Below are 18,282 nucleotides of genomic sequence, written 5' to 3' on the forward strand. Positions count from 1 at the left end.
TTATTGGAAAATTTAACTACATTCGTTAAACATGGTTAGTTACTAATTTTCAATGCATTACTTTATTTATACCGGTCAAAATGAAAAAAATTGCACTTTTATTGTCATCTCTTTTGGTGTTCATCTTATTGGCTTTTCAGCCATTTATAAAAACACCGGCAGTCGAATTTTTAAACTCCCTAAACCAAGAGCAGCGAGCAAAAGTGCAATTTTTATTTGACGATACTTCAAAAACATTTTGGCATTATTTCCCTGCTTCCATGACACCAAGAGCGGGTATTCAATTAATGGAATTAAACACCACTCAAAAACAGTTATTCAACAACCTATTACAATCTTTTCTTTCGGAAACCGGCTATATTAAAACCCAAAAAATCATAGATTTAGAAAACATTTTGCTGGAAGCTACTGGAGATAGCATTATGAGACATCCCGAAAAATACGCCATTGCTTTTTATGGCAATCCTGAAACCGATAGCTTATGGGCTTGGTCGTTTGAAGGGCATCACATATCATTAAACTTTACCGTTCTTAATGGAACGATTTCTGCCAGTCCAAGATTTTTAGGAGCCAATCCAGCCACTATTTTGTCTGGAAAACGACAAGGAGAACGAACGCTTGACAAAGAAGAAGATTTAGGTTTTCAACTGATTCATTCCTTAACGGATGAAGAAAAAAAAGTGGCCATATTTCAAGACAGATCTCCTTATGACATTGCTACGGGAAATGCACCAGAAGTGAAGCCTTTAAGTCCAGTTGGTATCTCTTTTGGAGATTTGAATGATGACCAACAAAACATTTTCTTAAAACTTATTAATGAATATCTCGCTACTTTACCTTTGGAACAAGCCAACAAAAGACTAGAACGTATTCAGAAAGAAGATTTGGATATGCTACGATTTGGGTGGGCAGGAGCTACAGAATTAGGCAAAGGACACTACTATAGAATTCAAGGAAAATCGTTTTTAATTGAATTTGACAATACGCAAGACAATGCCAACCACATCCATTCAGTATGGCGGGATTTCGACGGTGACTTTGGAAAGGATTTAATTAAGGAACATTACAAAAATGCAGACCACCACAAACATTAAGACTTGCGTTTCTTAAGCATCTGCAAATACATCACTTCCACTTTGGTTCTCGCCCAAGGTGTTTTGCGTAAAAACGTTAAACTGGATTTTACTGAAGGATTATCCGTAAAGCATTTTATTTTTATATTATAGCCCATATATTCCCAACCATAATGTGCCACCAAATCGTTGATGATTTGTTCTAAGGTGATACCATGTAGCGGATTGTTGGGTTGTATACTCATAACAATTCAACCATTTTTTTAATTTTTGGAGCCTTTTCAAAATGGTCTAAGGTATGTTCTTGAATCCACCACGTGGCCACTTCCATTAATAACTCGGGTTGCGTATTTTTATTTTCAAAAAAAGCATAAAAGGAGACACCAACGGCTTCCCCTTTTTCCTTTATTTTCTTATCACAAACTTCTAAAATCTTAGCTTTTAAAATGGGTGACATAATACTTAATTTCTTCTATCGTTTCTGGAACGTTCATTGTTACGTTCGTTACTACGTTTTGGCCGCCTGGAATTATTGGTTTTTTGAGTGTTTGCAGGTTTCGGACTTGCATTATTATTTCTAGAACGGTTTCCTCCTTGGCGTTGCTCTCTTTTCTCAGGTTCGGTGGACGCATTCGGGTCGGGTTCAAAACCAGCTATCAGTTCAGAGGGGATTTTCATGCCGACCAGTTTTTCAATATCTCGTAAAAACGTGGTTTCATCTGGACTCACCAACGATATGGCTTCTCCCACAGCACCTGCCCTGCCCGTTCTACCAATTCTATGGACGTAATCTTCTGGAATGTTCGGTATTTCAAAATTAATAACATGTGGCAACAACGGAATATCCAAACCACGTGCCGCAATATCGGTCGCAACCAACACACGCACGCTTCCTTTTTTAAATCCTTCCAAAGCTTTGGTTCGTGCACCCTGACTTTTATTACCATGTATGGCAGCCGTTGTAATGCCCGCTTTTGCTAATTTTTCAGCCAATTTGTTGGCACCATGTTTGGTACGTCCGAAAACCAAAACCTGTTTCCAATTCCCTTCAGAGATTAATTTAATAATCAAATCCGATTTTAAGTTTTTGGAAACCCTATATACTTTTTGGCTAATGGCATCTACCGTCGTATTTTCTGGAGTCGCCTCCACCTGCACGGGATTATTTAAAATACCATGTGCTAATTTCTTAATATCTGCCGAGAACGTTGCCGAAAACATTAAGTTTTGGCGTTTTTCAGGCATCATTTTTATAATGCGTTCTATATCCCGTAAAAAACCCATATCGAGCATGCGGTCGGCTTCATCCAATACCAAAATCTCCACACGTTTTAAGGAAATGTGATTCTGATTGATTAAATCCAACAAACGCCCTGGAGTGGCTACCAACACATCAATCCCTTGGCGCATGGTGGCTATTTGAGGTTTTTGGTTTACGCCGCCAAAAATAACGGCACTGCGTATGTTTACAAACTCGCTGTACTCCTTTACGTTGGCATATACTTGGGCTGCCAACTCGCGGGTGGGCGTGAGTATCAAGGCACGAATGGGACTGAATTTCTCTTTCGGGTTTTCAGATAACAAATGCAAAAGCGGCAAGGTAAACCCCGCTGTTTTTCCGGTACCTGTTTGGGCAGATGCCAAGATATCTTTGCCTTGTAATATATGCGGAATGGCTTTTTGTTGAATAGGACTTGGAGTTGAATATCCCTTTTTGCTAATAGCTTTTAGCAAGGCTTGAGATAAGCCTAAATTGGTAAATGACATAGTTTGTTTTTATGAAGCAAACACTATTTCATTTAGGTTACTCCTTTAATTTCGTGCAAATATACGGCTAATTTTAGGATAATTGATGGTTTGTTGGTTTTGTGAAGCATCACCGCGCTTTGTTCTTATCAAATACATATAAAATCCATAGTAAATATATAACAAGTCCATAGTTGTTATGGACTTGCTATGGACTTATTATGGACTTACTATGGACTTACTCACTACATGATGCGTAAAAAAGCATGAAAATATCAGTAAACGTTTACCAGCTTTTTAACCCAATACCAAGGGCGATTTTAAGGGTGATTGCAAAAAATAATGAATTACTTGGTTTATTTGTAAGAAAAGGCTAATATTGGTTTGTTTTCACAAAAAATGCACACTTCGCAAAACCAAAAGACCATTTTATGCCAACTGTAAATAGATTAAAAACTTTTTCAATAAATAGTAAATGAAGAACACCCCAAAAGAAGATATAGATTTCGGAAAAAGGTATGCTAGAACACAGTTTTCATTTCTAAATGGAAAGATTAAAGAAAGGCGTAGTTCATACTTCAGAATAAAAAACTTACTGAACTATCCTGATTTATGTCAAGCGGCAGATTTCATTGATAAAAATGTTTACTCAAAATATAAGGATTTGCTTTTTGGCAATCCTTTGCCAAAAAATTATGAAGAATTGGGTGTTTGCGAGTTTTCAAGCACTGCTAAACATTTTATAAATGAAATTAATTGGACTTTAATTTCAATAAGAAAATATTCATACCAAATTAATCTATTTATTCTGTACAAAGAGGACTTTGAAAGAAACCTACTGACTGGCAATTACAAAGATGCTGAGAAATTTTTAGAAAAAATAGAAAGCGAAATATGTTTTTCATTGTGGACGTTAGAAAATAGGTTTTTATTAAAGGAACTAGAAAACAAAAGTTCCGAAAACAAAGATTTCCTCAATCATTTTAATTTAATAAACAAGTCAGAGAATTACACAAAATCTATAGCAAATTACTTGAGTATTAGGGCAGAAAGAACTTTATCTGTTAATAGATTTCATTCTGACTTAGAATTTGCGTTAAGTAAGATGACTGGAACTAAAAGAAAAGAACATTCAAACTATTATCTTTTTAAACTCTCCTTCCTTAATCACTTAAATTTTACAAATTTCAGTGAAATAATATCATATGATTTTGAACATTCTATTATCGATAGGTATCTAAATTTACGAAAAGTCTTATCGGTACTTTTAACAACTGTCAATTCAAAACTTGATAGCTTCGAAGAAGGTAAATCAATACGTGAATACATTTTAAATAGAATTAATTATTTGCTAAAAAAACTAAATGATCCCATTTTAAGTAAACTAAAATTATTCGCAAGTGATAAATTATTTCCAGCATTTAATGAAACTGAAAGCAAATATGAAATACTAATCATAGACAAATACACCACAGGACTATACCAAGAAGTGGAAAATGAATTAAAAGAATATTTAATTACAAAGCCTGGTCAATTCGATCTTTACATCCTTTATGTTAAATCACTAATATATCAAAAAAAGAATTTTGCTCCAATTGGTAATTCAAAAAGCATTCAAAATCAGATTTTAGGTGAAATTCACAAAATAATCTCCGCCACAGGAAATCCAAATGACTCAGCATTAAATTTATTAAGAATAGCAAACAACCTAACAAACGTTGTAATTAGCTATGGCATAATAGATTTTGTTAATCATAGAACAAAAGGAAAAGATGAAAGACGCTTATTCGCAAAACTAAGTTACAATGCTTCTAATCCTATAATTTATGAAGTATTAAATGAACAAGAATCGAAAATAAATTACTTGAAATTCTTAAAAAATAAATTTCCAAATTCTATCTCAATTGAATTTTTACTTAGTAAACTCCTTGATGTAAACAGCATCTCCAAATTCGAAAATCTTTTACCTACCGCAAAATATAAAACTGAATTAGCAAAGGGACTTCAAGCAAATAAAAGATATGACGAAGCCTCAAAGGTTTGGGAGTTTATAATCAAGAATTATAATGATACAATTCCTTTTTTAGAAACTGCAATAAAAAATCTATATTATTGCTATGAGGAATTAAAAAGATATGACGACTGTATTGAATTATATGTTAATAGTTATTTAGCCAATACTTTTCTGGTAACAAAAATTGAAGTAGAATCTCTTTTAAAAAGAATAAAGGAAAACAGATTTAGAGTTGTTCAACCTAAAATTGAACTTCCTATATTTTACACAATTGCAAATGCTGATGAAAATGAACTTCATACAACCTTTGAAAAATTCAATTTAACTAATAAAATATGCAAGCCAAGTGAATTTATTCCTTGCTTCGAAAGTTTTGATTTTACAAAAATGGTGTTTTATTTGAAGCATACTTGTGGATTAGATATTTTAAGGCACTCAACAAATATTAACGGCTCTCGTGAGAGATTAGAGGAAAGATTATCTATAATTCAGTTTTTAAAGGAAAAGGATTCAACTGACAAGGAACTTTATGATTCAGAAATAAAATATATATCTAATATTCTCGTAATTCAAAAAGGGCTTATAGATTTAGATGATGGGAAAATATATGTGAATGAACAGGGAATATTAAATAATGAATTGAAAGAATATGAGGCTTATTTTAATAGATTTCAAGTTATAGCTGGTCTTACAGAAAAAAACAAGTCATTACTGTTTATGAAAAACGGCAAGTTGACTCAATTAAACTATAGTGAAGAAAGTGTTGAGTCTGAAAAAATTGAATATTCTAACAATCCTGTTTATGATATATACATAGAAATGTTTGAAGCAATTAAAGAGAAATTTCTATTTAGTAAAGATGGTATTGTGGCTTATTTGAGTACAAGAATTAGACATGGAGTTCTCTTAGGTGAAATTAGACCCGTATTTGAAAAATTTAAATTAATTACCCAAAAAGAAGGGGATTCTTCCATTTATAGAAGAAATTATTATTGGGATAACATTTATAAAAATGAAAGTGCATATACGCAAGCGATAATTCAAGATTTACTAAAAGATTTTTCTTATAGCATTGATGGGTTAATCTTTGACTTAATAAAAACACACCTTCAGGTCTATGATTCAGAAAAAAACAAGGAAGGTTGGTTCAATTATGATTTTGATGAGGATATACTATTTTGGCATTCAATTAAATCTTTAAAGTCTATTGATTATTCTCATTTTGTCCAACAGGTTTTTGAAATATTATGGGACAGAACTGACGATAACCTAACTCAGATTCGCAGTAAAATTCAAACAAGTGTACTACAACAATTCAATGAGTTATTTGATAAATTGGAAAGTGATTTAATACATAAAATTGGTTCTGAACAAAGCCAACCAATTATTTCTGCAATAAAAACATGTTCTACTGAAACACAAACAGTAATAACGAGAATAAGTAGTTGGTTTAAAAGAAGCGGTACGTCCGCTTCTGACTTCCAACTTGAAAGTGTCATAGATATTGTAATGGGCTATGCTGACAAAAACCATCGGATAATTTTAACAAAATCAATTGAATGTAATTGTACTATAAAGGGAATCTACCTCAAGCACTTTGCAGATATGCTTTGGATTTTCACGGAGAACATTTTAAAACATGCTGATGAAAAGGCGATAAAAATCAATGCAAAAATATCTACAAATAGAATTGATGATGTTCTTGAAATAAATATTGAAAACGAGATAACGAATAAATCTAGTTTAGACGCTTTAAAGAATATTTGGGTCAATAAGAAAATTGATATAACCAAATTAATAAGTGAAGGTAAATCCGGATATCATAAAGCCTTTAAAATACTTAAATATGATTTGCTTAATGAAGATAATTACCTTGTTACTTCACTTAATGAAAGTGAAGATGTGTTCTCAGTTCTATTAATTATTAATCTTAACGAATTATTATCATGAGAATCTTATTTATAGAAGACCACCCATATAAACAAGGTCAAGTGTTAGGCTTTTTAAACGAAAAATATCCTTCCACTATAATTACTACAAAAAACTCTTATAATAGTGGGCTAAAAGAGTTAAAAGAAAATAGTGACTCGTATGATTTGGTATTGTTAGATATAAGTATGCCTAATTACGACATATCGGCAGAAGAAAGTGGTGGAGATTTTTTACCACTAGCTGGCAAGTTGATTTTAAAAGAAATGTATTTAAGAGAGATACCAACCAAAGCAATTGTTGTTACTATGCATGGCAGCTTTGAAGACGGAACAAAAATGATTGATCTTGATAATATTCTGAAAACTGAATTTTCAGAGAATTATATTGGATATGTATACTTCTCAGCTGTTAGCACTGAATGGAAAAATCAATTAGAAAACCTTATAAATAAAATCAAGAAATGATTCAAATATTAGTTGTTGAAGACAACGAACACAAGCAAAGTAATATCAAGCAAATTATTTTAGACAACAGCAATATTAAAGAAAATGATTTGCAAATTGTTTCATGTATAAAGGAAGCAAAAAAACTCTTATATGAACATTATTATGACTTACTTATTTTGGATTTAGTTCTTCCAATTGAAACTGGACTTGAAGCAAGTGCAAAAAATGGTGTCCAATTTTTAGAAGATATTCATTCTAGTCCTATGATTAAACCTCCAATTCATATTGTAGGTCTTTCAGGATTTAGTGATATGGTTGCAGAATATCATGAACAGTTTAGTAAAAAACTATGGAATTTAATAGATTACAGAGCGGACTCAACTGCTTGGCATGATCAATTGAAGACAATAATATTTCATCTTGTAAAAACTAGACAGAGATTTATTCAATCTTCGGTAAAAAAACACAGTTATGATGTAGCAATAATAACAGCACTTCCGCATCCAGAATTTGAGGCAATACTCAGATTAAATAATGGTAAATGGGAGCCGGTAGAGGTTGAAAATGATTTTATAAAGTACTACAAATCTACATTTGTAGAAGGAGGCACAATTAAAACAATCATTGCTGCAACTGCTGACCAAATGGGGATGACTGCTGCAAGTCATTTATCAACAAAAATGATTTTATATTTCAAACCAAAATATTTAATTATGAGTGGCATTGCGGCAGGTATAAAAGATAGAGGATTAGGATATGGAGACATACTTGTTGCAGAGCAATCATGGGATTATGGAAGTGGTAAAATTATTGAAATGGATAAAAAAAACGAATCTGAGCTCTCGGATATTAAGTTTCTACCTGACACTAGAGACATTCAATTAAGTGCTGACTTGAAAGCTAAAATTTCAAATTTCAAACTTTCTAGAGGTATGATTCTAGACAAAATACAAAATGAATGGCAAGGTGATTCTCCTTCAACTAAATTGCAACTTCATTTAGGACCAATTGGAAGTGGGTCTTATGTTATTTCAAGCGAATTAACACTGAAAGATATTAAAGAACATCAAAGAAAACTACTAGGTATAGAGATGGAAACTTTTGGAGTTTATTATGCTGCTGAACATAGTCCAGAGCCAAAAACAAAAGCAATTTCTATAAAATCAGTTTCTGACTATGGTGATGGCACAAAAAATGACAAATTCCAAAAGTATGCAGCATACACCAGTGCAAATTTTATTTATCAATTTATTATGACAGAATTATAAACTATCACCCCTGCTGTGCGAAGTTTGTAACTTCGCACCTAACAAATTCTCCTGAATTTCTGCTGCAAAAGCATGTTCCTAATCATGTTTTACGAGCGCAAACCTTAGTGCAAACGATTGTGCAGATTTCTGAATCAAAACAGATAAAGCAATAGCTTTTTGTCTATTTTTGAAAATAGTCTTCCATCAAGATAAAAACGCAATCAAGCATGAAAAAAATAGTTGGTTTAATTATCACTCTGGCAAGTTTTACAATGTCAGCACAGCAACCTAAATTTGAGAACATTTATCCTTTCATCGAAAATACAGCAGTATTTGAAATGAACCAGACGGAAGGTCACACGGTTTGTATTCCTTTTAAATCGGTTGGCGACGCATTAAATCTTCAGAAATCGAAGTCAGATAACGTGCTTTCTTTGAATGGAACCTGGAAATTCCATTTTGCCAATACGCCAGAAGGTACACCCAACAACTTTTTTACATCAAATTTTAATGATCAGAAATGGTCTGACATCACCGTTCCCTCCAACTGGGAAATGCAGGGTTTTGGCGATCCTTTGTTCCGAAATGTGGCACACCCATTTAAATCCAATCCGCCTTTTGTTCCCCGCGAATACAACCCGACTGGCTCGTATCGCAAAACATTTACCCTACCCGCAAATTGGAAAAGCAAACGCATTTTTTTGCGCATGGAAAAAACCGCTTCGGCATCCTTTGTCTGGATCAACGGACAGGAAGTGGGCTACAACGAAGGTGCACAAGAACCCGCTGAGTATGATATTACCAGTTTCCTAAAACCAGGGAAAAATACCATTGCCGTGAACGTCATTAAATATTCAGATGGTGTGTATCTCGAAAGTCAGGACTATTGGCGACTGGCTGGTATTTTCGATGATGTTTGGTTGTATGCAAAAGAGGATGTGCATCTCTTCGACTGGTATGCCACTACCGACTTGGACGAAAACTATAAGAACGCAAAACTGAATTTGCAGATTACGGTAAATAACCAATCTAAAACCAATAAACAGAATTACAAAGTTCGCACGTCGCTGTTTGATGCAAACAATGCATTGGTTCAGAATTTTACTTCTGATGCTGTTCAAATAACTGCTGATAATAAGCACATTATTACTATGTCATCAGACGTATTAAATCCTAAAAAGTGGACCGCAGAAACGCCCAATCTTTATCGGCTAACCATGGAATTAATTAATGCCGAAGGAAGAACCGAAGAAGTCATTACGGGTCGTATTGGTTTTAAAGAGACTGAAATCCGCAATCAGGTTTTCTACCTCAATGGCAAGGCCATAAAATTGAACGGCATCAATACACACATGCAACACCCTACTTTGGGGCATACTATGGACGAAGCCACCATCAGAAAAGATTTTGAACTGTTTAAACAATTCAACATCAATTGTGTACGCATATCACACTATCCACCTGTAAAACATTATCTGGAACTGGCAGACGAATATGGATTCTATATTATTGACGAAGCAGGCGTTGAAGCACATGCCACTGAATACCTTAGCGATAATCTGGACTGGGAACCCATGTACCGCGAGCGGGTTCGCAAAATGGTGTTGCACGATCGCAATCATCCATCCATTCTTTTCTGGAGCGCCGGCAACGAAAGTGGCGAAGGGAAAAATATTTGTAACGTGATTGATGAAGGACGGAAATACGATACTACAAGATATTGGATGTATGGCGGAAATGCTTTTGCGCATGACTGCGAAGAGATTATTGGGCCACGTTACCCAACACCTTTTGAACTCAAAAATCAGGTGGGGATGGTTCCTGAAAGTGTTGATTCGCGACCATCGTTTATGGACGAATACCTGTCGGTGGCCGGAAATGCTGGTGGCGGACTGGATGAGTATTGGGATGTGATTTACCAGTATCCACGCATCATGGGCGGAGCCATTTGGGATTTCGTGAGTCCAGGTTTGCTTGAGCCGGTTCGCAAATTAACGGATGCTTCACCAAACAAAATCCAAACCCACATCATGGGACGCGCCAAACTAGTTGCCGGACACGATGGAAAAGGCATTGATTTGAATGGTCACGACCAATGGGTGGAAGTTTATCAGGATAAAAATATTGAAATCTCAGGAGATAAATTAACGGTTTCGCTTTGGGTTTTTCCACGCGATTTAATGAAAATGGGCGGCACACTGCTCACCAAAGGAAATTATCAATTTGGGTTACAGCAAAACGGTGACAAGTCGATCGAGTTCTACATCAACACTGCGAGAATTTACAATTCGAGAAAAACAGTCGTCAGTGCTGCATTACCAAGCGATTGGACACAAAAATGGCATCATGTGGCAGGTATTTATGATGGGAAAACCATCTCACTATATATAGACAATAAAAAGGTGGCTGAAGAACCTGTCACTGGGAACATTACCAATTTTCCTTTTCCTCTTAATGTGGGCAAGAATGCCGAGACACATGGTCAGCATACCACCAATTATTTGTGCGATGCCATTATCGATCAGGTGGGTATTTTCCCAGAAGCCATAGAAATCAATGATTTATATGCATCAAAACTAGACTTGAAAAATCGGGCAGCTTTGTGGCTCGATTTTGAACAAGAGCAAAACGAAGGCGAATTTTTCAGCTATGGCATTGGCGCGCGTACCTATGGAAGTATTTTTCCCGATCGGGTTCCGCAGCCTGAAATGTGGCAAATAAAAAAGTCGGCTCAACCCATTTCCGTAACATGGAGCCATGCCGAAAAAATGGAAATTGAAGTGCACAACCGACACTTTTTTACCAATACGAATGCTTTTGAAGCACGTTGGAATCTGGAGGAAAACGGCATATCAATAGCTTCCGGAACATTGGAGGTGGATGTGGAACCAGAATCAAAAAAAACCTATGTGCTTCCTATCCCAAAGCTTCAGCTAAAAGCCAGCGCCACCTATTTGGTAACCGTTAGTTTTCATTCAAAAGAAGCTACACAATGGGCGCCGAAAGGTTTTGAGCTGTATTGGGATCAATTGGAGATGCCATGGATTATTCCTGCCGAGGAAAAATTGGCACAGCACGAGACCATTTCGTTGAAAGTGATTGATAATGAGCAACATTTGATGGTATCCGGAGTAAATTTTGATTATACCTTTAATAAAGCCGATGGACAATTGTACTCCATGAAATACATGGGTACAGAATTGTTGAAACAGGGAGCGCAACTCAATGTTTGGCGTGCGCCTGTGGCAAACGAATTGGACGACTGGACCGCTGGTTCAGCCAGAACGCAGGGCTACGGAACGATGGTTGCTGCTTCATGGTATGCTATCGGTCTAGATAATATGAATTCAAAATTGGAATCATTTCGGGTTGAAAATAAAGATGGCAATGTCATTGTAAGTGTTCGCGACATTGCTCTTTTTGGAAATTCAGGCAGGGCAGGCTTCGACAATGAGATGATTTACACCATTTCGCCCGACGGCGACATTAGTTTACAGCACACGATTAATCCGCATGGAAGAATGCCCATGATGTTGCCGCGCATCGGAACAACATGGGTATTCAATAACCAAATGCAACATGTAGAATGGTTTGGACGTGGGCCGCAGGAGAATTATCCCGATCGCAAAACTGGGTATCGTATTGGGCTTTATCAGTCAACGGTTGATGCGATGTTTGTACCGTACTTGATTCCTCAGGATACTGGCTTGCGCACTGACAACCACTATGTGCGACTGACAAATGCTGAAGGCATCGGAATTGAGTTTTCGGCAGATAAACCATTCAATTTTAATGCCTATAATTACAGTACCGAAAATTTGTCAAAGGCAAAATATAATTATCAATTGATTAAATCGGATGGTGTCACATTCAATTTTGACTACCAGACCACCGGTGTAGGAGGCACGGCCATTGGGGTGCTCAATAACTATCAAACCATTCCTCAAGCCATAAAGTTCACAAGTTCTATAAAACCATTTAAAATCAATGAGTAGGCTGATAAATAACCGGTAACAACAGTATAAAAAATTGCTAGTTTTAGCTAGCACAAAGTTGGTTGCTTGTTTGCCTGCTCCCATAAATAAATAACCAATCCATAGTTCGCAAACGATATTTTTATCACTTTTGTAATGATGCAAAAACTAGACATTAGAACAGTAGATGTTATTCAATATTTGCAACCTTTACGAGAAGGTGGCTCGTTGCCTGCTATTGTGAAAGCAGATGATGGGTTTTTGTATGTGCTAAAATTTAGAGGTGCCGGGCAAGGTAAAATGGCATTGATTGCAGAATTTATGGGTGGCGAACTGGCAAGAGCCATAGGCTTAAAAGTGCCTGAATTGGTATTTATGAATCTGGATGAATCCTTTAGCAAAACCCAACCCGATGAAGAAATACAAGACTTGCTTAAATTTAGTGTCGGCTTGAATCTGGGCTTGCATTTTTTATCGAGCGCCATCACCTTCGATCCTTTAGTGACCACGGTTGATGGTTTGACAGCATCAAAAATAGTGCTGTTGGATAGCCTTATCAGCAACATTGACCGTACCGATAAAAATACCAATTTATTGTATTGGAACAAGGAATTATGGGTGATAGACAATGGGGCTAGTTTTTATTTTCATCATAATTGGCCACAATGGAGAGACCACCTTACTAGAACCTTTCCGCTTATTAAAGACCATGTGCTTTTAAAAAAAGCGGACCAGCTACCCGAGGCAGCAAAAGAGATTAAACGCTTGCTGACAGAGGATATTATTAGGGATATTGTGTCGTCCATTCCAGAAGATTGGTTGCAAAACGAATCTGAAATTACGAGTCCAAACGACATGAGAGCCGCCTATATGGAATATATGATGACCAAACTTTCCAACATCGATTTACTAGTTAAAGAAGCCGCCGATGCTAGATAAATTCACATTTAAATATGCCATTATTAGATTGGTCCCTAAAGTGGAGCGCGAGGAGTTCTTTAATGTGGGTGTCATCCTGTTTTGCAAACGCAAAAAGTTTTTAGACCTCAAGTACCACATCAGCGAAGCTAAACTAAAAGCGTTTTCCTCTGAAATAGAATTGGACGTCTTAAATGACTATTTGAATGCATGGAAGCTCATTTGCCAAGGCGATGCTTCTGGCGGAAAAATAGGTGCTTTAGAATTATCAGAACGGTTTGGATGGCTCACAGCTTGTAGAAGTACCATCATTCAAAGTTCTAAAACCTATTCTGGTTTGGATAGCGACCCACAAAAAGCCTTAGAGGATATATTTAATAGGCATGTTTTGTAAAGTTTGATTCATGCACAACTATTTAATTTACTATTTTTAGCATCTAACTAAAATAAAAAAATGAAACACCTATGAGAATAACATTCATACGCGAGGATGATTATTCTGGGTGTTGCATCTGACAGAAATTTAAAATAATATAAACAGATGAAAGTATTATTTATTGGTGGTACCGGCAACATCAGTTCGGCATGTTCTGAATTAGCCATTTCCAGAGGTATTGATTTATATCACTTAAACAGAGGTAAAACTTCTGAAATAAGACCGATTGAAGGTGTAAAAACAATTATTGCGGACATTAGAAATATTGAAGAAACCAAAAAAGCCATTGAAAACCACCATTTTGATGCCGTAGTAGATTGGATTGCTTTTGAGCCAGAACACTTACAAAATGATATTGAGCTATTTTCTGGCAAAACAAAACAATTTGTTTTTATCAGTTCGGCGTCTATTTACCAAACACCTCCAGAAAAACTTCCCGTAACCGAAGACACGATTTTAGACAATCCGTTTTGGGAATATTCCAGAAATAAAATTACTTGCGAAAACCTGTTGCGGGACGCCTACAAAAAAACAGGATTTCCTTATACCATTGTTCGTCCATCACACACCTACGATAAAACCAGCATCCCCATTACAGGTGGTTACACCACTTTACATAGAATGAAACAAGGCTTGCCCGTGATTGTTCATGGCGATGGTACGTCTATTTGGACGTTGACGCACCATAAGGATTTTGCGGTTGGATTTGTGGGCCTTTTAGGAAACCCAAAAGCCATCAATGAAGCGTACCACATTACAAATGATGAAAAGCTTACTTGGAACCAAATTTATACTTTGTTTGCCAAAGAACTGGGTGTGGAACCTAAATTAGTTCATGTGCCATCAAAAATAATAGCTACATACAATAAAGAGATTGGTGATGGTTTATTAGGTGACAAAACCCATAGCATGCTATTTGACAATGCTAAAATTAGAAGTATCGTGCCAGATTTTAATCCGAAAATCCCTTTTAGCGACGGCGTTAAAGAGATTGTTGCGTGGTATGAAGCCGATGTCTCCCGTCAAAAATTTGATAAAGATTTTAATGATTTAACGGAGCGGATTTTAGGAGATTGTAAGTGGTTATAACTATTAATTGATTTGTTCTCGATACAAAATACCCCGTTCCTCGGCATTTCACTCGAACTGACAGGCTAACTATAAGCATATTCAATGACCTTAAATGTCACTTCGAGTGATTTTCGAAGCATGAGAAAATTGTATCGAGAAGCTTATTTAACTGAGGTTCACGATACAAAATACCTCGTTCCTCGGCATTTCACTCGAACTGACATTTAATGATGTTTAAAAAAACTCACGATACTGCATCACTCTAAAATCGAAAGCCGTAAATTTTGGATTGTTCTGCTTAAGTTGCTTAAACAAGGGCATACTTCCAATGGCCCTATTTGCGGAACCTGATGCCGACGTTAAAGACACGGTTTTTATGGTTCTGAAAATAGATTGCTTCGCTTTGCTCGCAATTGTGGGTAGATTGAATTGGTGGATTCTTGGAATTTCATCAGATACTAATTCCAATGTAATGCTATAATCTTTAATATGTTTTCTGAAGAAATATTCGGGACCGTTTTTGCTATTTCCGCCAGTAAATAGCAAAGTGTCTATATTGGGAAATTGGTTTAAATAACCAATTAAGTTACGAAGCTGAATGTTTTTCATTCCCAAATCCGATGCATCTATTTTTTCGCGTTCGCAGCTTTCTACGATATCGCAAACACCGATGTTGTGATTTATTAAAAACTGTTTTCGTTGTTCTATGGCTTCTTCAGAATTGTCATATCTTAAACTGAGGTTATAGATATTGTCGATAAACAACCAAAGGGAATTGTAATAACTGCCGTAACAAAAATCGACATCCTTTTCCAATAAATTTCCTGTTGAAAAGCGTGGTGGCGGTAAGGTGCCCACTATTAATTTTGTAGTGGTTTCGTGTATGAATGGTTTATATGGATGCTTGTGTTTAAACACAATTTACTAGGATTTTTAAGTTAATTTTCGTATTATTAAGATTATAAAATACATCAAAACTATGGGAAAAGGTGATAAAAAAACGAAACGCGGGAAAATACACCATGGCACTTTTGGTACAAGGAGACCCCGAATTAAGAAAAAACGCTCTGCAGAAAGTAAGATTGATATCGGCAACAAAGCAACCATTAAATAATTAAAGGCTGCTTTTCAGCTTTTCAACTTCAGCAATGGTGTTTCTATAAATACGTTGGTTTTGTTTGGTCATATTTTGGGATTCCAAATAAATTTCATCTAATATGGCTTTGGCTTCTTCCTTTTTGTCTCTATTTAATAAAAACTTTGCCAGAATAAAACGCTCTTCGTAAAACGAATATCGGATGTCTATTTGTTTTAAATTCGTTTCAGCTTCCTCAAGTCTGCCTAATTTTTCCAATGCCAATCCGTAAAAGAATTGCGATTTGGATTTTAGGAATTCTGAACTATCCTTAATCTTTTCCGCATACAAAATAATGTTGTTGTAATCTTCAACGTTAAAATAACACTCTATGAGTTGCTTAGTGGCATAGAAATCGTTTTGTAAATTATCATCTAATGCGTCCAAATAATGCGGAATGGCATTCGTAAAATCTTTGTTTTCTAGATAAGCGTCTGCCAAATTAACACGGTTTTGGTAGGTTTCAGAAAACTGAAGCTTCTTTTCCAAATCCTTTATCCTTTTAGTTGGATTTATAATAGACACTATATTCTCTTGAATTTTATTGGCATCACGTTTATTATAAACTTGGGTAATTAAATAAATGACAGAACCAATGAGCGGTAGGAATAAAATAGCAAACACCCAATAATACGGATTTCTATTCTTGAAGAGATGGTAAATACAATACGCTTGTAAGGCAATAATAAAGTAATAATACATTAAAAACCGTTTTTACAATGATACAAAATAAGTATCACCTAATGAATACTAATTCGGTTTCGGTTGACATAGGTTCGCTAAACTGATAACCTTCATAATTAAATCCTCTAACATCATCTAAGGTTTTGGCATTGCTATCAATAATATAGCGCGTCATATACCCTCTGGCTAATTTGGCAAAGGTCATAATCATTTTATACTCCCCATTTTTAAAGTCTTTGAAACTACAAGTCACCACAGGCACTTTTAATAATTTGGTGTTTATGGCCTTAAAATATTCGTTACTGGCAAGATTTAAAAACAATTCACCGTTTTCCAATTCATCATTAAGGGCTTTTGTAATGGTTTTGCTCCAAAATTCATAAAGGTTTTTGTTTTTACCAACTGGAAAACTGGTCCCCATTTCCAAACGGTAGGGTTGTATTAAATCCGTTGGTTTCAATAAGCCGTACAAACCAGAAATAATACGAACGGTGTTGTTAAGTTTTTCAAATTTATCTTCTGGAATGGTATAGGCATCAAGTCCGCGATACACATCACCACTAAACGCATAAATAGCTTGTCGGGCATTATCCGTTGTAAAAGGTAATTCCCATTGTTGATTACGCTCATAATTTAGCTGCCCCAACGCATCAGAAATACTCATAAGTTTCGATAAACTTTTAGCGGATTTCTTTTTAAGAAGTTTATTGATGCGCTCTGAATCCTTTAAAAACCGAGCTTCCGTAACACTATTATTTGGCAATTTACTTTCAAAATCCAAAGACTTTGCTGGCGATAATACTAATTTCATCAGATAATTTTATTGTTTTAGGGGTCTGATGCCATGCCTTTTTATTAAAATCCATTTGTTTGAAATCTTAAACTGAACACGCATTTCATCAGATAATTTTTATTGTTTTAGCTGTTTAAATTAAATCATTTCAAATCTACAACTACTATCCCACTTTTAAAATCCAAACCAACAGTTATTTGTAATGGACTTATAATTCTAATTGATGATTTAAATAAATGTAATCATAAAAATAATTAACTTCGTTTACAACTAAAACTAAACATTAATAAAATGAGAACATTACGCACTTTATTAGCACTTACCATGGTATCCATATTCACCCTTAACACCAACGCACAAACTATGACAAAAGACCAGAAAAAATCAGAAAAAACATTCATTAAATATGCCGATGAAGCCTTAAAACTCATGACACAAGAAGCTCTAAAGATGGACATAAAAGGCGTGGGCATCGTTTGTTACATTCCTGGTAATGAAACAAAATCTTGGATATCTAAAATGATTGTAGTAAAAACCACGGGCACCCCAAAGCAAAACTTTATAGCCGTAGCACACTCTAAAGCTGCTGAAATGGCCGAAACCCTAATCAATAGCGGTAGTAACATCAGAGAAATAAAAACAGGCGAATTTGGATATATTGGTGGTGTTATCAAAAAAATAGATTCCGGTTATTTATTAGCAACGTTTTCTGGGGCTACTGGTGAGCAAGATGTAGAGGTTGCTACCAAAGTATTGGATTGGTTGGTTGCTAAATTTTAAGAATCTATTAAAAGCACCTTTGCTGAATCA

Annotated in this window: 16 protein-coding genes; 10 read left to right on the forward strand and 6 right to left on the reverse strand. The window is 35.5% G+C overall.

The features are described 5' to 3' along the window. Positions 1 to 80: 80 nt before the first annotated feature. Entirely contained in the window at positions 81 to 1,094 is a 1,014-nt protein-coding gene (locus tag CDH50_RS04605; RefSeq protein WP_100610744.1) for a DUF3500 domain-containing protein, read from the forward strand. On the opposite strand, the gene CDH50_RS04610 is transcribed toward CDH50_RS04605, so the two are convergent. Genes CDH50_RS04610 through CDH50_RS04620 form a run of 3 tightly spaced genes read right to left on the reverse strand, consistent with a single transcriptional unit; the run spans position 1,091 to position 2,840 of the window. Beyond that, positions 1,091 to 1,318 carry a VF530 family protein gene (locus CDH50_RS04610; RefSeq protein WP_100610745.1) on the reverse strand — a complete coding sequence of 76 codons (228 nt, stop codon included), beginning with the start codon at positions 1,316 to 1,318 and terminating at the stop codon, positions 1,091 to 1,093. The two genes, CDH50_RS04605 and CDH50_RS04610, sit on opposite strands and share 4 nt — an antisense overlap. Then, entirely contained in the window at positions 1,315 to 1,530 is a 216-nt protein-coding gene (locus CDH50_RS04615; RefSeq protein ID WP_100610746.1) for a DUF6500 family protein, read from the reverse strand. Before CDH50_RS04615 ends, CDH50_RS04610 begins: the two co-directional genes overlap by 4 nt. A gap of 5 nt (positions 1,531 to 1,535) precedes the next feature. Continuing rightward, entirely contained in the window at positions 1,536 to 2,840 is a 1,305-nt protein-coding gene (locus CDH50_RS04620; protein WP_100610747.1) for a DEAD/DEAH box helicase, read from the reverse strand. A 454-nt stretch (positions 2,841 to 3,294) separates the two neighbouring features. On the opposite strand from CDH50_RS04620, the gene CDH50_RS04625 reads away from it, so the two are divergent. The 7 genes from CDH50_RS04625 (at position 3,295) to CDH50_RS04655 (ending at position 14,878) form a co-directional block, all read left to right on the forward strand. After that, positions 3,295 to 6,783 carry a tetratricopeptide repeat protein gene (locus CDH50_RS04625; RefSeq protein WP_100610748.1) on the forward strand — a complete coding sequence of 1,163 codons (3,489 nt, stop codon included), beginning with the start codon at positions 3,295 to 3,297 and terminating at the stop codon, positions 6,781 to 6,783. Further along, positions 6,780 to 7,229 carry a response regulator gene (locus CDH50_RS04630; RefSeq protein WP_100610749.1) on the forward strand — a complete coding sequence of 150 codons (450 nt, stop codon included), beginning with the start codon at positions 6,780 to 6,782 and terminating at the stop codon, positions 7,227 to 7,229. The genes CDH50_RS04625 and CDH50_RS04630 overlap by 4 nt, the downstream gene beginning before the upstream one ends. Further along, on the forward strand, positions 7,226 to 8,479 hold the full coding sequence (locus CDH50_RS04635) for a phosphorylase family protein (protein WP_100610750.1): 1,254 nt from the start codon (positions 7,226 to 7,228) through the stop codon (positions 8,477 to 8,479). The genes CDH50_RS04630 and CDH50_RS04635 overlap by 4 nt, the downstream gene beginning before the upstream one ends. A 209-nt stretch (positions 8,480 to 8,688) precedes the next feature. Then, positions 8,689 to 12,456, forward strand: coding sequence for a beta-galactosidase small subunit-related protein (locus CDH50_RS04640; protein ID WP_100610751.1), 3,768 nt, complete (start codon positions 8,689 to 8,691; stop codon positions 12,454 to 12,456). A 138-nt stretch (positions 12,457 to 12,594) separates the two neighbouring features. After that, complete coding sequence (locus CDH50_RS04645) at positions 12,595 to 13,374, forward strand: HipA family kinase (RefSeq protein WP_100610752.1); 780 nt, start codon at positions 12,595 to 12,597, stop codon at positions 13,372 to 13,374. After that, positions 13,364 to 13,747, forward strand: a complete 384-nt coding sequence (locus CDH50_RS04650) for a DUF3037 domain-containing protein (RefSeq protein WP_100610753.1) — start codon at positions 13,364 to 13,366, stop codon at positions 13,745 to 13,747. The genes CDH50_RS04645 and CDH50_RS04650 overlap by 11 nt, the downstream gene beginning before the upstream one ends. Positions 13,748 to 13,894: 147 nt before the next feature. Beyond that, positions 13,895 to 14,878, forward strand: coding sequence for an SDR family oxidoreductase (locus CDH50_RS04655; protein ID WP_100610754.1), 984 nt, complete (start codon positions 13,895 to 13,897; stop codon positions 14,876 to 14,878). A 216-nt stretch (positions 14,879 to 15,094) separates the two neighbouring features. Here the strand turns inward: CDH50_RS04655 and CDH50_RS04660 are convergent, their stop codons facing one another. Next, positions 15,095 to 15,778, reverse strand: a complete 684-nt coding sequence (locus tag CDH50_RS04660) for a uracil-DNA glycosylase family protein (RefSeq protein WP_100610755.1) — start codon at positions 15,776 to 15,778, stop codon at positions 15,095 to 15,097. 61 nt (positions 15,779 to 15,839) lie between these two features. On the opposite strand from CDH50_RS04660, the gene CDH50_RS04665 reads away from it, so the two are divergent. After that, complete coding sequence (locus tag CDH50_RS04665) at positions 15,840 to 15,974, forward strand: 30S ribosomal protein THX (RefSeq protein WP_100610756.1); 135 nt, start codon at positions 15,840 to 15,842, stop codon at positions 15,972 to 15,974. Here the strand turns inward: CDH50_RS04665 and CDH50_RS04670 are convergent, their stop codons facing one another. Beyond that, positions 15,975 to 16,697, reverse strand: coding sequence for a hypothetical protein (locus tag CDH50_RS04670; protein ID WP_100610757.1), 723 nt, complete (start codon positions 16,695 to 16,697; stop codon positions 15,975 to 15,977). A gap of 34 nt (positions 16,698 to 16,731) precedes the next feature. Further along, positions 16,732 to 17,490 carry a peroxide stress protein YaaA gene (gene yaaA / locus CDH50_RS04675; RefSeq protein ID WP_100610758.1) on the reverse strand — a complete coding sequence of 253 codons (759 nt, stop codon included), beginning with the start codon at positions 17,488 to 17,490 and terminating at the stop codon, positions 16,732 to 16,734. A 273-nt stretch (positions 17,491 to 17,763) separates the two neighbouring features. Here yaaA and CDH50_RS04680 point away from each other — a divergent pair, with 273 nt between their 5' ends. Next, positions 17,764 to 18,252 (forward strand): hypothetical protein, encoded by a 489-nt coding sequence (locus CDH50_RS04680; RefSeq protein WP_100610759.1) that lies wholly within the window; start codon positions 17,764 to 17,766, stop codon positions 18,250 to 18,252. Positions 18,253 to 18,282 lie beyond the last annotated feature (30 nt).

Origin of the sequence: Confluentibacter lentus, from assembly GCF_002806995.1 — a bacterium.
Taxonomy (GTDB): Bacteria; Bacteroidota; Bacteroidia; order Flavobacteriales; family Flavobacteriaceae; genus Confluentibacter; species Confluentibacter lentus.

Bases quoted from the DNA above. Each gene is read 5' to 3' on its own strand.
- CDH50_RS04605 (WP_100610744.1), top strand. From the start codon at position 81: ATGAAAAAAATTGCACTTTTATTGTCATCTCTTTTGGTGTTCATCTTA.
- CDH50_RS04610 (WP_100610745.1), bottom strand. From the start codon at position 1,318: ATGAGTATACAACCCAACAATCCGCTACATGGTATCACCTTAGAACAA.
- CDH50_RS04615 (WP_100610746.1), bottom strand. From the start codon at position 1,530: ATGTCACCCATTTTAAAAGCTAAGATTTTAGAAGTTTGTGATAAGAAA.
- CDH50_RS04620 (WP_100610747.1), bottom strand. From the start codon at position 2,840: ATGTCATTTACCAATTTAGGCTTATCTCAAGCCTTGCTAAAAGCTATT.
- CDH50_RS04625 (WP_100610748.1), top strand. From the start codon at position 3,295: ATGAAGAACACCCCAAAAGAAGATATAGATTTCGGAAAAAGGTATGCT.
- CDH50_RS04630 (WP_100610749.1), top strand. From the start codon at position 6,780: ATGAGAATCTTATTTATAGAAGACCACCCATATAAACAAGGTCAAGTG.
- CDH50_RS04635 (WP_100610750.1), top strand. From the start codon at position 7,226: ATGATTCAAATATTAGTTGTTGAAGACAACGAACACAAGCAAAGTAAT.
- CDH50_RS04640 (WP_100610751.1), top strand. From the start codon at position 8,689: ATGAAAAAAATAGTTGGTTTAATTATCACTCTGGCAAGTTTTACAATG.
- CDH50_RS04645 (WP_100610752.1), top strand. From the start codon at position 12,595: ATGCAAAAACTAGACATTAGAACAGTAGATGTTATTCAATATTTGCAA.
- CDH50_RS04650 (WP_100610753.1), top strand. From the start codon at position 13,364: ATGCTAGATAAATTCACATTTAAATATGCCATTATTAGATTGGTCCCT.
- CDH50_RS04655 (WP_100610754.1), top strand. From the start codon at position 13,895: ATGAAAGTATTATTTATTGGTGGTACCGGCAACATCAGTTCGGCATGT.
- CDH50_RS04665 (WP_100610756.1), top strand. From the start codon at position 15,840: ATGGGAAAAGGTGATAAAAAAACGAAACGCGGGAAAATACACCATGGC.
- CDH50_RS04670 (WP_100610757.1), bottom strand. From the start codon at position 16,697: ATGTATTATTACTTTATTATTGCCTTACAAGCGTATTGTATTTACCAT.
- yaaA (WP_100610758.1), bottom strand. From the start codon at position 17,490: ATGAAATTAGTATTATCGCCAGCAAAGTCTTTGGATTTTGAAAGTAAA.
- CDH50_RS04680 (WP_100610759.1), top strand. From the start codon at position 17,764: ATGAGAACATTACGCACTTTATTAGCACTTACCATGGTATCCATATTC.